The following is a 15763-nucleotide window of genomic DNA, read 5'->3' as shown; positions in this document are numbered from 1 at the left end:
TTGGCATATCACAACTTCAGGGCGTTTACGATAATGGAGGGTTCTGGTTCTACTTTTGTTCGACGTCCTTATCTTTAGAGGGGCAGGTGTGAGAAAATAAAACAGGAGGAGTGCAAAAGCTCGTTTCATTGCTAAAAAGGGGGACGAGAGAATCAGGTCCTTATTTACGATAATCTAAACGGTCAGTAGGAATTTCTCTTTTGCGTTGCTCTCAGCTTCGAGCGACCTCACGAAACTGGTGAATCTTCATGTCATGTGATAGCATGGCACCTTGGTGCTGAATCTCTCCGTAAAAATCTTTTTACGTACTGTAGTCTTTTTTTCTTGTTACCATCATCCGTAACAAAAAAACATCCGCTATCCCACTTTCTTTTCGAAAGCGAAGTTAGCAGATGCTTATGACCGTTGTTCCATTTCTTCTTTTGTAAATATGATTTGCATTGGGTTACCACCGACGAAAGCACCAGCGGGTACGTCTTTATGTACAAGTGTACCAGCGGAAACAATCGCACCATCTCCGATTACTATTCCTGGAAGTATCGTGCAGTTGGCACCAATCATGACTTCGTTACCGATTTCTACAGTTCCCAGGCGATATTCTTTAATTAAATATTCATGGGCTAAAATAGTAGTATTGTATCCAATCACACTATTGCGCCCCACACTGATTTTCTCTGGGAACATGACATCGAGCATTACCATAAGCGCAAATGACGTCTGTTCACCGATTTTCATCCGTAAAAAGGTACGATAAAGCCAGCTTTTCATCCCTAAGAACGGGGTATAGCGTGCCAGCTGAATCACAACAAAGTTCTTTACTACTTTCAAAAAAGGGACCGTTTTATACACATGCCAAAGGGAGTTCGCTCCTTCAACAGGATAGCGTTCGGTTCTCCTCATCTGTTCAATTCCTCTAAGATTGTTAATAAATCCGGCATTGTCTCTAACATATAGTCAGGATCGAATTGAAGAAGATGATCCCTTCCTTTACTTGACCAAGCAACACCTGCTGTCACCGTCCCTGCATTTCTGCCACCTATAATATCATGATGATTATCACCAATCATGATGGCTTCATGTGGTTCTGAGTCCAATAGTGATAATGCTTTTAAAACAGGCTCAGCATCCGGTTTCGGCTTTTCTACATGATCAAGGGCAACAATCACTTCAAAAAATTCATCCAGCTTTGTTAAGCGTAAACCCTTTTCAACAACGTCTAGCATCTTTGTTGTTACGATGCCCAATTTATAACCCGATTCCTTTAGTGTGCGGACCGTCTCATACACACCTGAAAACTCTTTCACTAATACATCATGGTTTTCTTTATTAAATGTACGATACATATGAACCATCTCATCCACACGGTCACTATCAATTGATGTAAATGTCTCGACTAATGTTGGACCCATAAAAGGTAGTACATCCTGACGCTGATAGCTATCTGGATAATAATGATTTAATGTATGCAAAAATGAAGAGATAATTAGTTCATTCGTATCTATTAACGTTCCATCTAAATCGAATAATATTGTATCAATTTTAGCCATAATACGCTTCCTTTCTCGGTGTTGCTTCAAGCTTCCTCCAAATCATCCCGACAATCATTGTTAAAATCACAGCGACTACGACGCGAATAAGAAGAAGGGGTAACACAGGTATTCCTAAAGGTATAAAGATAAGAGTATCCTCAACAACCGCATGACAAGCTACTAAGAAAATAAACGCTAAAGTGACATCTTTTTGACTAACGCCATCCTCTTCTACTGCTTGAATCATCACACCGGCTCCAAATGCTAAGCCAAACAATAATCCTGATGCTAAAGTTGTCGATGTATTTTCTCTCATCCCTAGCTTTCTTGTTAATGGAGCCATCCATTTAGAAAATACTGCAAGCCATTTACGGTCTTTCATAATCTGTACGATTACCATTAATGGAATTACAATGATCGCTAATTGAAAAATACCAAGACCTGCTTTTTCTACTGCATTCCATACAATTGGCCATATGCCTTCAATCGTTTCTTCGCTTGCTCCAACAAAACCATACTCTGCCATCTCTGAACCGCCATTCCAAACGAGATTAATAATAATCCCCGATAGAAAGGCTAAACCGAGCCGAACAGCGAGCACAATCCATAGTTTAACGCCTACTTTCATGGCTACACTTGTTTCAATCAGTAAGTTATGAGAAAACGACAGCATGACTGCTAATATGAATACTTCTTTAACGGTTAAATCCAACGTGAGAATCGCACCAATACCAGCATAAACATTCAAGAAGTTTCCTAAAACTAAAGGAATGGCCGCATCCCCCGATAGACCAAATATTCCCATAATCGGTGCGATTAATTCAATCACCCATGGTAAAACTGGCGTATGTTGCAATAACGCCACAATTAACGTAACAGGAAAGATAATTTTCCCCAATGTCCAAGTCGTCTTAAAACCAACCTTTAATCCTGCTTTAACAGAATGTATCACCTGGTACTCCCCCTCTGCTGACCCTTACTTTGCTTTTGCTTGTTTCTGTGGAGGATCTAAATACCTCTCTTTTGCATTCCCACTTACTCTTCTATATATAATAATTACGATAGCTCCAACTATTAATATGATCGATAGCATTTGCGCTGCTCTTAACATTTCAGTCACCATTAAGCTATCGGTTCTCATTCCCTCGATAAAGTATCTACCGATAGAGTACCAAATCACGTAGCTAAGGAATAATTCCCCTCTTTTTAAATTAGCACGTCTTAGTAGTAGTAGCAGTGCAAATCCAGCGAAATTCCAAACTGACTCATATAAAAATGTCGGATGATAATAAGCCCCATTAATATACATCCCGTTAATAATGAATTCTGGTAGATGCATGTTTTCTAAGAATTGTCGACTTACTTCACTACCATGCGCCTCTTGGTTGACGAAATTCCCCCAACGTCCAATGGCTTGACCGAGAATGATACTAGGTGCAGCAATATCCGCTAATTGCCAAAAGGATACACCACGCTTCTTTGCAAAAATAATCGCAGTGACAACTGCTCCGATTAATGCACCGTGAATGGCGATGCCTCCGTTCCAAATTTTAATGATTTCACCTGGATACTGAGAATAGTAGTCCCATTCAAAGATTACATAATAAATCCTTGCACAAATAATCGAAATCGGAATAGCCCATAACAATAAATCAGCAAATAAATCCTTACCTAGTCCCCTTTTCTCTGACTCTCTCATCGCCAAAATAAGACCGAGTGCAATGCCGATACCGATGATTAAGCCATACCATCTAACAGACAATGGCCCTAAACTAAAGGCAACCGGATCAATTGGCGCCACTGTTAATAACATAGTCATATCTCCTTTAATTATGTATTAATAAATCTCAACGATCTTCATGATCGCCATCTTCAATTACATCCGTTAAACGATTTGTAAATTGCTCTGCTGCATTTACACCCATACGCTTTAATCTAAAATTCATTGCCGCTACCTCGATAATGACCGCTAAGTTTCGACCTGGGCGGACAGGAATGGTCATTTTAATTAACTCCGTATCAATAATTTTCATCTTTTCTTCTTCTAAACCTAAACGGTCATACTGTTTTTGAGCATCCCATATTTCTAAGTCCATCACAAGAGAAATCTTTTTAAATCGGCGAATGGCACCTGCACCAAATAAAGTCATGACATTAATAATACCGAGTCCCCGAATTTCTAATAAATGCTCAATGAGTTCTGGTGCACTACCGACTAATGTGTCCTCATCTTCTTGTCTAATTTCTACACAATCGTCCGCTACTAAGCGATGTCCTCTTTTGACAAGTTCTAATGCTGTCTCACTCTTACCGACACCACTCTTTCCTGTAATTAGGACTCCCACGCCATATATATCGACTAACACCCCATGAATGGCAGTCGTAGGGGCTAACTTACTTTCTAGGAAATTCGTCAAAAGGCTAGAAAAACGCGTCGTTTTTTGCTTTGTTCTTAAAATCGGTACGGCTTCTCTTTCAGCCGCTTCAAGTAATTCTTCTGGTACTTCTAGCTCTCTCGTAATAATGATTGCTGGAGTGATGTCAGAGCATAGCATCTCCAGTCTTGCTTCTCTCTCTTCATCATTTAATTTTTCAGCAAATGACAGTTCTGTTTTCCCTAATAATTGTATGCGTTCTGCCGGAAAATAATCAAAATAGCCAGCCAATTCAAGACCTGGTCGAGAAATATCACTCGTAACAATCGGCCGGTTGATACCTTCTTCACCGCTTAGTAATTCTAACCCGAATTTTTCGATAACATCCTTTGTGCGAACCTTTGCCACTCTTACCCCTCCTTATCCTGTAGTTATCTATTCTTCTTTCATCCATTCTCATCTGATACGTTTTTTATTTTAGCACTTTTTACGCGAGAACCAAACGCTTAAAATTGAAACTGTCATTGTATACGAAAAAACCCGTTCCATATCATTGTCGACTCTCGTTGTTTATTATACACTGAAACGAAATAAATGGAGAGAATGACTAATCAACACATTGAACAAAAGGGAGGGAATTTAGTTAATGAATAAGAAGACCCTTTTTATTAATGCCGATATTATTTTTCAACATTATGTTTCATCAAACAGTTATCTGATAATAAATGGCCATCTGATTGAAGATTTCGGTGAAATGGCTTCATGTCCACAGACTACTCGCTACGATTACATTTATGATTTAAAAAACAATAGCTATATAAGTCCTGGCTTTATTGATCTCCATATACATGGTGTGGCTGGTGCCGATGCAATGGATGGGACAGCCACTGCCTTAAAGACCATTTCACAAATATTACCTAAAGAAGGAACAACAAGTTTCTTAGCAACAACCATTACTTCTCCAATAAAAAAAATAAGTCAAGCCATTGAAAGCATCGCCCATTTTCATTCTTATAAAGGGGCAAAAGTTCTTGGCATACATCTAGAGGGCCCTTTTATCAATCTACATCAGGCAGGTGCACAGCCAAAAGCAGATATACAAGAGTCCAATCCCCATTTATTTTCCTACTGGCAATCACTCGCTCAAGGTCAAATAAAACTGGTTACATATGCACCTGAAATGGACCCACGCCAAAGGCTATTACAACAAATAATTGCAGACGGAGCCATCCCATCAATTGGTCATTCAGAAGCTACTTACGAACAAGTCGAAACCGTTCATTCTTACGGCGTATCCCATATGACTCACCTATTCAATGGTATGCTCGGCATACATCATCGCGAAATTGGGACAGCAGGTGCCGCACTTTTGCTTAATTCCTTTACTGCCGAAATCATCGCTGATGGTCTACATATTAGCCCAGAAATGATTCAACTGCTGTTGAAGGTTAAAGGATATCAAAGCCTGATATTAATTACTGACAGTATAAGGGCAAAGCATATGCAAGATGGAGAATATGAATTAGGTGGACAAACAGTTCATCTGCAATCAGGTGTAGTGACATTAGTCGATGGAACGCTTGCCGGAAGTATACTAAAGATGAATGATGCGATTAAAAATATGATACATTTTACTGGTATCGCTTTGCATAAAGCCGTCCATATGGCTACCGTCAACCCAGCAAAGAAAATCGGACAGTTTCATTGCATCGGTAGTATCGATCGTGGCAAGGAAGCTGATTTAGTGATTTTAAATAGGGAATTAAATGTAATAGATACCTTTTGTAAAGGTGAAAGGATGTAATTAAGGTATTCTGCCCGGGGATTCAAAGACTATTCTATATTGTACGGTGATTTATAGGCTCTTTGGTAATCGACGTGGCTTTTACTTGAATCGAAGGTGTTATTACATTTTAAACTCAAAAAAGCAGGAAGATGTCTCGTCTCCCTGCTTCATTCACCATTATTAATATTTATAAGATTGTCCACCATCGATCGGTACAACCGTTGCATTAATGAAGTCTGCTTGGTTTGATAATAAGAATGCTACTAGGTAGCCGACTTCTTCTGGTTTACCAAAGCGTTTCATTGGATTGACGCTAACAAACTCTTTTCCTGCTTCTTCCCAATTGTCTCCGCCCATTTGTTTCAATGATCCTTCAACCATTGGCGTCATAATCGCACCAGGAGCGATTGCTTTAATACTTACACCAAATTGGCCATATTCTATTCCAGAGTTTCTTGTTAATCCTACTACACCATGTTTACTTGCAGCATATCCTGATTGATTACCAACTCCACGGATTCCACCAACGGAAGCGGTATTAACAATTGAACCTTGACCTTGTTCTTTCATCACTTTTAATACATGCTTCATACCGTAAAATACACCGTTTAAGTTAATATCAACTACACGTTGGAATTCTTCGATACCGAAGTCTTCTGTTAAGTTTTGTTTCCCTTCGATGCCTGCATTATTAAAGAAGCCATCGATTTTACCAAATTTCTCAACAGCAAAAGCCACGTATTTTTTTACATCTTCTTCATTTGCTACGTTCGCTTCGATTGTTTCTATCTCTGCTTGAGGTGCTGCTGTAAGTATTTCTTGTTTACTTTCCTCTAAGCCTTTTGCATTTAAATCTACTAATACAAGTTTACCGCCTTCTACTGCTACTTGTTTTGCTGCCGCTCTACCAAGTCCAGATCCCCCACCTGTAATGATAACGACTTTATCTTCAAAACGATTCATATAAAACTACCCCTTTCATATGCGTTGTGGTACTATTTTCACAACTTCTCTTTTAGTGTAAACGGATTCATAATTAGCAACAATCAGTAATTCTTTTGAATTTGTCGATAGAATCTACACATTACTATAATGTGTTTATTTTAGGAGGAAAAATACATTGGTTGAGTATAAAAGTAGTATCTCTAAGCAAAGTGAGCGGACGAAATCCTCTTTCAAAAAAGCTTTCATTGACCTTATTCATGAAAAAGGCTATAGCCATGTAACAGTGACGGATATTATTAAACGAGCCGATTATAATCGCACGACTTTTTATCTTCATTTTCAAGATAAGCAAGGTCTAACGGATGAATTGCAAAGAGAAATGTTCGAACAAGTAAAAGAAAAAAGCATGAATAAATATGAAAAAGGCAAAGCCATCAGTATTACCGAGATGGATCCAAAATCATTCGAACTAACACACTTCATATACTCTGAGCAAGCTTATTTCAATCTTTTATTAAAAAACGATACCATCCCAGGATTGCATCGAGATCTACCTAAAGCGATTTATGAAGTATTGGAAGAGAGCTTTATCTTATCAGCGATTAATCAACTAGATATTAACTACTCGGTCCATAAACTCTATATGGCCCATGGGACAGCAGGACTACTCGTCAACTGGATTGAAAATGGTTATGATGTCAGCCCTGATGACATGAGTCTCCGCTTAATTCAAATATTACATTCATTTGCTAAGGAGTTTTCAATTGCAACTAAAAGCAAAAACACACCACCCATTTAAAAAAGGCGGTGTGTTTTTACTTAATCCCAGAGAACCTTTTGTATAATTAAATTTGCTACAGACATAATAATTGCCACCAGAATAGCTGTGCCAAAACCGGCAATCTCAAAAGTATCTCCCATTAATCCACTCGTAATCATTAAGGTTACTGCATTGATAACGAATAAAAATAACCCTAACGAAATGACCGTAATTGGTAATGTCAATAAAATCAATATCGGTCTAACAATTATATTAAGAATGGATAGGATAAAACTAGCTAACAAGGCAGACCCGAAGCCTGATAAATAAAAAGAATCTCCTATAAAGCCAGATAAAGCAATAAATAATATGGCATTAATGACAATACCAATTAACCATTTCATACATATGACACCTTTCCATTAGAAAACTGAGCTAGATTTTTTTACTGTGACAGACCCTGTTTTTGTATCTGCATTTAACCTTAAACCACCTTGAGGATCTTTAATAGAGCGGAAACGAAGCACCTTCTGAATAACATCACTCTTTTCCTCTAATATCTCAATTCCCTCAATATGAATATCAAAACTTCCTAAATTCGTTTTTAGTTCACCACTTACTTCTGCAAATGGGGGAAGCGTTACTTCTACATTGCCAGTTGTTGCTTTTGCTTCAATCGATTCACAACGGGAACCCCCAACAGCACAAGCTACATTCCCATTAAAAGAATGTGCATTCACTCTCTCATAATCTCCATCTACATGTACAGCACCGTTTATCGTCTCTGCTTCAAGTATATCAACCGTACCGTTTTCAACATGAATTTTTCCATGAACGGTTTCTAACTCTGCATGTTTACTTTGTAATTGCTTTGCTGTAATTTTACCGTTTGCCGTTTTTGCCTTAAAGGTTTTCGCTTTTAGCTTTTCACTTTCAATCGGTCCATTAAAGGTACGAAGTTTTAATTTATTATATTCCTTCTCAGGTACATATAGTACCGCATCTAACTTTATCCATTTTTGTTGAGTAGAGAACTTCAGTTTATCATCTACAACGGTAAATACAGCATCCTCCAAGAATTTTTTCCGAGCCTCATCTTGAGACTCCGCACGATACACTTTTACTTCACACTCTGCTCTTACATCAGTCTGTGACCAAGGTACAACTTTGATAGCTCCGTTTGCGACATCTACTTCAATTTCATTAAAGGTACCGTCAGATTGATGGAAGATATGGGATATACTATGTGACTGTCCGAAGTTAAAGTCTAAATCGACATCTTTAATCTTTTTAAATGCAGAGTCGACAAAATCAATGATCTTATCTTTTGCTGAATTAAATTTATAATTAAAAGGCTCTTCTTTTTTCTCTTCTTCAAATTTTACTGCTGTAGATAATTCTTTAATAATTTCTTCTTGCTTTTGCTCAGCCGTATCTTCGGCTTTTTCTAATTTCTCTAATAAAGTTAAAGCTTCTTCAACAGATAGTTTTCCATCCTCCACCATTTTTAAAATGCGTTTTCTTTCTTCCTTCATTCTATTCCCTCCATAAGGTTCATTTTGTCTATGCCCTATTATCCTTTTTATCTTAGGCTAAATAAGTATCAATATCTAATAAGTATGCTTAGGACAATCTCCAGCATGATTAGTATTGAAAAATGAAAGTTGGTTATATTTCATTTTTACCCTTAATCAGCGAAAATTAGGCTTATACTTCAATTTTTCTTTACTCAATTGTACGATAGTCAGGGGCAAAAGTTTCACTTAAATAAAAAAAACAGTCTCAAGTCTGACTGGGATTTATGTCATGAGGTCTAGATTTGAAGGTTCGTTTTCTGTGGTATAGGGGAAAATGAAGAGTAAAGAAGGTAAATCGTTGCTAATTAAATTTTAGTAAAACCCAAACAGGTCCTGGATATTTATGACCTAGGACCTGCTTAAGCTATGTACCTTGAAAAATTTATTGATAGGCCGCCAAGTCAGTTGTGCGAGGAGATTCCTTACGCTTAACCTCATCAATCTTGTTAACGAACATTTGAAATACTTTTCTTTTTTCTTCCAAATCTTTTGCATGCTCTTTCAAATCATTATACTTCTCTTCAAACGGTCTGTGATAACGTTCTCTTATACTTTCAATAATCTCATCGTTGACAGTAGATTGAATGACTTGTTTAGTTATTCCATATTTATAGGAGTAAAGTTTTAGCTCAAGCTTAATTTGATCATATTCCTCATTAATTTGACTAAGCACTTCAGAGATATCTTCTTTCCATTCCTCTAATGATTTAGCTAAATAATCTTCCATAATCGTATAGTCACCCTCTCCCCTTATAATACTATGATTATAACGAAGGATAGTTACATCCCTTTTGCTATAGAGTTACAAATCTTTATCTTTTTTAATAGGAAATACCACGAGCCGATAGACCCGTGGTATTTTCTATTAAAACCATTAAGCATTCGTTACACTTGCTTCTTTATGCTCAATTTGCTCTTTCATTCTTTTGCGATCACGTTCAAGAATCGGTTTTAAATATTTTCCTGTATAAGACTCGGCTGTTTCTGCAATCACTTCAGGGGTACCTGTAGCTAGGATTGTACCCCCCTTAAGTCCACCTTCAGGACCTAAATCAATTAAATGGTCAGCAGCTTTAATTACATCTAGATTATGTTCTATCACGAGCACAGTATCCCCATTTTCAACAAGACGCTGCAAGACATTAAGTAAACGAGCGATATCATCCACATGCAAGCCCGTTGTTGGTTCATCTAATATATAAAATGATTTACCATTAGAACGACGATGTAGTTCAGAAGCCAGTTTTACCCTTTGTGCTTCTCCACCTGATAAGGTTGTCGCTGGTTGGCCCAATTTGACATAACTCAATCCAACATCATAGATGGTTTGCAACTTACGACGAATTTTAGGAATATTTTCAAAGAAGGTAAGTGCATCTTCCACTGTCATTTCTAAGATTTCAGCAATACTCTTCCCTTTATATTTTACTTCTAACGTCTCGCGATTATAACGTTTTCCATGGCAGACTTCACATGGCACATATACATCAGGAAGAAAATGCATTTCGATTTTAATAATCCCATCTCCACGACAGGCCTCACAACGGCCACCTTTGACGTTAAAACTAAAGCGCCCCTTCTTATAGCCCCTAACTTTTGCTTCATTTGTAGAAGCATACACATCACGAATGTCATCGAATACTCCTGTATAGGTAGCCGGATTAGAACGTGGCGTTCTTCCGATAGGCGATTGATCAATATCTATGACTTTGTCTAATTGATCAATTCCTTTCACTTCCTTATGTGCACCCGGCTTACTTTTCGCTCGATGTAGTTTTTGCGCTAAGCTTTTATGGAGAATCTCATTGATTAACGTACTCTTCCCTGAGCCTGAGACACCAGTCACAGCCGTGAAAGTACCAAGAGGGAACTTGACGTTCACATTCTTCAAGTTATTCTCTTTAGCCCCTTTAATCTCAATAAAACGACCGTCACCTTTTCTTCTTTCTATCGGCAGTGGGATAAATCTTTTCCCTGATAAATATTGACCGGTTAAAGAGTAATCATCTTTCATTACTTCTTCTGGTGTACCTTTGGAAACAATTTCACCACCATGCACCCCTGCACCTGGACCCACATCAATTAAATAATCCGCTGCAAGCATCGTATCTTCATCATGCTCTACCACAATTAACGTATTACCGATATCACGCATGTTCTTTAACGTTTCGATTAATCGGTCATTATCCCTTTGATGCAATCCAATAGAAGGTTCATCAAGAATATACAACACTCCAGTCAACCGTGAACCAATTTGGGTGGCTAAACGAATTCGTTGGGCTTCCCCACCTGAGAGAGTTCCAGCAGCCCGGCTCAGCGTTAAATAATCCAAGCCAACATTAATAAGAAATCCAAGACGTTCTTTAATTTCTCTCATGATCAAATTAGCAATTTTCATTTCTTTTTCTGTTAAGTGTAATTGCCCAAAAAAGTCATAAGCTTCTTCAACAGATAAATCTGTAAGCTTCCCAACATGATGACCATCAATCAAGACTGCTAAGCTTTCTTTCTTAAGACGGTAGCCTTTACACGTAGGACATTTATGTTCCCCCATGTACTTCTCCATCTGTTCACGAATATAATCAGAGCTTGTCTCCTTATATCTTCTCTTGATATTATTCATCACACCTTCAAAGACAATATGTGATTCACGCACTTGGCCATAATCATTTTCATATTTAAAATATATTTTTTCCTTACCAGAACCATAAAGGATTTTATCTATTTGTTCATCTGGAATAGCTGATACGGGGATATCCATATCAATGCCATAGTGCGTACATACTGCTTCCAAAAGCTGCGGGTAGTATTGTGAGCTATTCGGTTCCCAAGGTGCAATCGCATGCTGCTTCAATGTGAGATCTTTATTAGGGATGACTAAATCCGGATCTACTTCTAACTTTACACCTAAGCCATCACAATCGGGACAGGCACCGAAAGGACTATTAAAAGAGAACATTCTCGGTTCAAGTTCTCCAATTGAAAAACCACAAATAGGACATGCATGATTTTCACTGAATAATAATTCCTCTTCTCCAATCACATCAACTATGACTTTTCCTTCTCCCATTTTCAGTGCTGTTTCGAGCGAGTCAGCTAATCTGGCCTCCACGCCTTCCTTCACAACAATTCTGTCAATAACCACTTCAATAGAATGTTTTTTATTTTTCTCAAGCTCGATTTCTTCTCCTAAATCGAGCATATCACCATCAACCCGAACACGAACAAACCCTTGTTTCTTTACCTCTTCTAATACCTTTACATGTGTTCCTTTTCTACCAGAAACAACAGGTCCCAGTACTTGCAATCTTGTTCTTTCCGGATATTCCATAATACGATCTACCATTTGTTCAACAGTTTGAGAAGAAATTTCTATATTATGATTAGGGCAGGTTGGGTGTCCTACTCTCGCAAATAATAGACGCAAATAATCATAGATTTCTGTTACAGTTCCTACCGTTGAACGAGGGTTTTTACTAGTTGTTTTCTGGTCTATAGAAATCGCAGGAGATAAACCTTCAATCGTATCCACATCCGGCTTATCCATTTGTCCTAAGAACTGTCTTGCATAGGCAGAGAGGGATTCAACATAACGGCGCTGTCCTTCTGCATAAATCGTATCAAACGCTAAGGACGATTTTCCCGATCCTGATAATCCCGTTAAGACAACAAGCTTATCCCTTGGGATTGTTACATCGACATTTTTTAAATTATGTGCCCTTGCACCTTTAACAATCAATTTCTCCATTGCCATTTCCGTTCATCATCCTTCCGCCTTCAGTTCAAGAATAAGATCACGAAGCTCTGCCGCTCGTTCGAAATTTAAATCCTTTGCTGCAGTCTTCATCTCTTTCTCCATATCTGCTATTAATTTTTGACGTTCTTTTTTATTTAATTGACTTAATTTATCAGCACTATTATACTCCTCTGGCGTTTCCGCTGCTTGTGTCGCTCTAATCACATCACGAATTTCTTTTTGTATCGTCTGTGGCGTGATACCGTGTTCTGTGTTGTAATCTTCTTGAATGCTACGGCGGCGTTTTGTTTCACTTATAGCTTTTGTCATGGAGTCTGTCATTCGGTCAGCATACATTATAACTTGACCATTTGCATTACGAGCAGCACGCCCAATCGTTTGGATAAGTGAACGTTCTGAACGTAAAAATCCTTCTTTGTCGGCATCAAGAATCGCTACGAGTGAAACTTCTGGAATATCAAGCCCTTCTCGCAACAAATTAATACCTATTAACACATCATAGGTACCCATACGAAGCTCCCTAATAATCTCGATTCTCTCAAGGGTTTTCACTTCGGAATGTAGGTATTGAACCTTCATACCAATTTCCTTTAAATAATCCGTTAAATCCTCAGACATTTTTTTCGTTAAAGTGGTAATGAGTACACGTTCATTTTTCTCAATTCTATCATTAATTTCACCAATTAAATCATCAATCTGTCCCTCTATCGGTCGGACATCAATAATAGGATCTAACAATCCAGTAGGTCTAATGATTTGTTCAATCATTTCAGGTGTTTGTTCTAATTCATACGGACCTGGAGTCGCAGAAACATAAACAATCTGGCTAATATGATCTTCAAACTCAGAAAAAGTAAGAGGACGGTTATCCATTGCAGAAGGAAGACGAAAACCATGTTCTACTAATACATTCTTACGGGCTTGGTCACCATTATACATCCCTCTTATTTGCGGCAATGTCACATGAGATTCATCAATAACAAGTAAGAAGTCCTTTGGGAAGTAATCAAGTAAAGTATAAGGAGTCGAACCAGCTGGACGAAGAGTTAAATGACGGGAGTAGTTTTCAATCCCTGAACAAAAACCCATCTCTCTCATCATTTCTAGATCATATCGCGTTCTTTGTTCTAGGCGTTGTGCCTGTAATAAATGGCCTTCTTCATGTAAGGTAGCCAGCCTTTCTTCTAATTCTTTTTCAATATTTTCGATGGCTACACGCATTTTCTCTTCTCTGGTAACGAAGTGAGATGCCGGGAAAATGGCTACATGATCACGATCACCTAAAATTTCACCGGTCAAAGCATCGACTTCACGAATCCGATCTATTTCATCTCCAAAAAACTCCACACGTAAACAATGCTCGTCTCTCGAAGCAGGGAATATCTCTACGACATCACCGCGTACACGAAATGTCCCACGTATAAAGTTCATATCATTGCGCTCATATTGTATGTCGACTAGCTTCCTTAATAATTGATTTCGCTCTATTTCCATTCCCGTCCTTAAACTTAAGACAAGCTCTCTATATTCCTCAGGAGATCCCAAACCATAGATGCAAGAAACACTGGCGATGATGATAACATCATTTCTTTCAAATAATGAGGAGGTAGCTGAATGGCGGAGCTTATCTATTTCATCATTAATACTCGCATCTTTCTCAATAAATGTGTCAGTGGATGGTACATATGCTTCTGGTTGATAGTAGTCATAGTAACTAACAAAATACTCTACCGCATTATTGGGAAAGAACTCTTTAAATTCACTATATAATTGACCTGCTAACGTCTTATTATGAGCAATTACTAACGTTGGTTTATTCACTTCTTTAATGACGTTAGAAACAGTGAACGTTTTCCCGGTTCCAGTTGCACCTAGTAATGTCTGATGCTTTTTCCCCTCTTGAATCCCATTTACAAGCTCTTTAATAGCTGCAGGTTGATCACCTTGTGGGGAATATTTTGAAACTAACTCAAATGTTTGATCCAAATCAAAAACCTCCTCTATGTAAAAAGTAAAGCGTGTCTAATCATTATTACATTCCGATTTTCTATATCCTCATTCTACCACAAATCCTCTTATCTAAACCACAAAAAAGCGAACAAATATTCGATATCCATTCGACAAAGAGATGAAAAGAAGGTTAGGATTAAAATAAACGGGTATGAAGGTACAAATTAACTTTTCATTTATTTTGAAACTTTATTCTATATAAAATCGTCTTTTGTTATATGGCGAAATAGACGAGGTGATTTTTTGTTTGGTTTTATTTTTGCATTTGCGTGGCTAGCCGTTTTTATTTATGCCCTAAAAACCATTAAAGATTATATAAACAGTAATGACGAGGAAAAAGCATATGAAAAAGACTTCGTCATTAAAATTGTTGGTGCTGTATGCCTTTCGGGGCTTTTTGTTATAGCAGAAATACTTCGTGTCACAAACTTGGGCTTCGTTGATATGAAATGGCTCTTTCTCATTACATTTCTACTGCTTTTCGTTGTCAGTTACGTCTTTTTCACCTACAGGATACTCTTCTCTAAAAACACCTTTGACCGTAAAAAAGGAGATTATACTTTTAGTTATAAATATCGAAAATGGCTTATCCCTGTCTTTCTTCTATTCCCAATAGGTGTATTTAGTATTTGGATTTGGGTTAGCTAAATGAAATTTCCTTCTACATAAATGAGTTATAGAATTAGTCCATAGTTGGGGGCATCTAGTAAATTTGAATAGATAAACAGGTTTAATTGAACACATACAATGATTGAATCAAGGAGTTATACAAGTCAATTACACCTACCCACTAAAACCCTTCTTATTAATCAACAACACGCACGTCAGCTCATATTTCTCATTCTAATTAGTTAACCTTTCTTTTTATTAAAAACTTTAAAAACTAAACGCTTTTCCCTAAGAAAAGTAGAACCCCATCTCACTTTGTAGTGACCCCTAAAAGTTAGACACAGTTATTTCATGAGGCAACTTGTTCAAAATGAGTTCGGTATTGTACCGGACTCATTTTCAATTTTCCCTTTAA

14 protein-coding genes are annotated in these 15763 nt (G+C 37.7%); 3 read left to right on the top strand and 11 right to left on the bottom strand.

Annotation, left to right across the window (positions count from 1 at the left end):
* Positions 1–396: 396 nt before the first annotated feature.
* The 5 genes from U9M49_RS20230 to hprK are packed head-to-tail and all read right to left on the bottom strand — an operon-like array spanning position 397 to position 4312.
* Positions 397–900 carry an acyltransferase gene (locus tag U9M49_RS20230; protein WP_095371877.1) on the bottom strand — a complete coding sequence of 168 codons (504 nt, stop codon included), beginning with the start codon at positions 898–900 and terminating at the stop codon, positions 397–399.
* Positions 897–1547, bottom strand: a complete 651-nt coding sequence (gene ppaX, locus U9M49_RS20225) for a pyrophosphatase PpaX (protein WP_322910443.1) — start codon at positions 1545–1547, stop codon at positions 897–899. Before ppaX ends, U9M49_RS20230 begins: the two co-directional genes overlap by 4 nt.
* Positions 1540–2478 carry a nucleoside recognition domain-containing protein gene (locus U9M49_RS20220; RefSeq protein WP_095373601.1) on the bottom strand — a complete coding sequence of 313 codons (939 nt, stop codon included), beginning with the start codon at positions 2476–2478 and terminating at the stop codon, positions 1540–1542. Before U9M49_RS20220 ends, ppaX begins: the two co-directional genes overlap by 8 nt.
* 27 nt (positions 2479–2505) lie before the next feature.
* Positions 2506–3342, bottom strand: coding sequence for a prolipoprotein diacylglyceryl transferase (gene lgt / locus U9M49_RS20215; protein ID WP_095371875.1), 837 nt, complete (start codon positions 3340–3342; stop codon positions 2506–2508).
* Between the two features lie 34 nt (positions 3343–3376).
* Positions 3377–4312: an HPr(Ser) kinase/phosphatase gene (hprK, locus tag U9M49_RS20210; protein ID WP_095371874.1), complete on the bottom strand. Its 936-nt coding sequence runs from the start codon at positions 4310–4312 to the stop codon at positions 3377–3379.
* Positions 4313–4550: 238 nt separating this feature from the next.
* Between hprK and nagA the strand changes: the two genes are divergently transcribed.
* Positions 4551–5708, top strand: a complete 1158-nt coding sequence (gene nagA / locus U9M49_RS20205; RefSeq protein WP_322910442.1) for an N-acetylglucosamine-6-phosphate deacetylase — start codon at positions 4551–4553, stop codon at positions 5706–5708.
* A gap of 162 nt (positions 5709–5870) precedes the next feature.
* Here nagA and U9M49_RS20200 read toward each other — a convergent pair whose 3' ends face one another.
* Positions 5871–6653 carry an SDR family oxidoreductase gene (locus U9M49_RS20200; protein WP_095371872.1) on the bottom strand — a complete coding sequence of 261 codons (783 nt, stop codon included), beginning with the start codon at positions 6651–6653 and terminating at the stop codon, positions 5871–5873.
* A 157-nt stretch (positions 6654–6810) separates the two neighbouring features.
* Between U9M49_RS20200 and U9M49_RS20195 the strand changes: the two genes are divergently transcribed.
* On the top strand, positions 6811–7434 hold the full coding sequence (locus U9M49_RS20195) for a TetR/AcrR family transcriptional regulator (protein WP_322910441.1): 624 nt from the start codon (positions 6811–6813) through the stop codon (positions 7432–7434).
* 20 nt (positions 7435–7454) lie between these two features.
* Here the strand turns inward: U9M49_RS20195 and U9M49_RS20190 are convergent, their stop codons facing one another.
* The 5 genes from U9M49_RS20190 to uvrB form a co-directional block, all read right to left on the bottom strand.
* Positions 7455–7799, bottom strand: a complete 345-nt coding sequence (locus U9M49_RS20190; protein WP_095371870.1) for a phage holin family protein — start codon at positions 7797–7799, stop codon at positions 7455–7457.
* An 18-nt stretch (positions 7800–7817) separates the two neighbouring features.
* A complete protein-coding gene (locus U9M49_RS20185) occupies positions 7818–8930 on the bottom strand; it encodes a DUF4097 family beta strand repeat-containing protein (RefSeq protein ID WP_307318869.1) in 1113 nt (370 codons plus the stop codon).
* Between the two features lie 424 nt (positions 8931–9354).
* Complete coding sequence (locus U9M49_RS20180) at positions 9355–9699, bottom strand: hypothetical protein (RefSeq protein WP_095371868.1); 345 nt, start codon at positions 9697–9699, stop codon at positions 9355–9357.
* Positions 9700–9846: 147 nt separating this feature from the next.
* A complete protein-coding gene (uvrA, locus tag U9M49_RS20175) occupies positions 9847–12726 on the bottom strand; it encodes an excinuclease ABC subunit UvrA (protein WP_095371867.1) in 2880 nt (959 codons plus the stop codon).
* A 9-nt stretch (positions 12727–12735) separates the two neighbouring features.
* Positions 12736–14715, bottom strand: a complete 1980-nt coding sequence (uvrB, locus tag U9M49_RS20170) for an excinuclease ABC subunit UvrB (protein WP_095371866.1) — start codon at positions 14713–14715, stop codon at positions 12736–12738.
* 267 nt (positions 14716–14982) lie between these two features.
* Here uvrB and U9M49_RS20165 point away from each other — a divergent pair, with 267 nt between their 5' ends.
* Positions 14983–15387, top strand: coding sequence for a hypothetical protein (locus U9M49_RS20165; RefSeq protein ID WP_095371865.1), 405 nt, complete (start codon positions 14983–14985; stop codon positions 15385–15387).
* The last annotated feature ends 376 nt before the right edge of the window (positions 15388–15763 follow it).

Source organism: Cytobacillus sp. OWB-43 (genome assembly GCF_034651445.1).
GTDB classification, from domain to species: Bacteria; Bacillota; Bacilli; order Bacillales; family Cytobacillaceae; genus Cytobacillus; species Cytobacillus kochii.
This window is presented reverse-complemented; position numbering and strand designations above follow the sequence as displayed.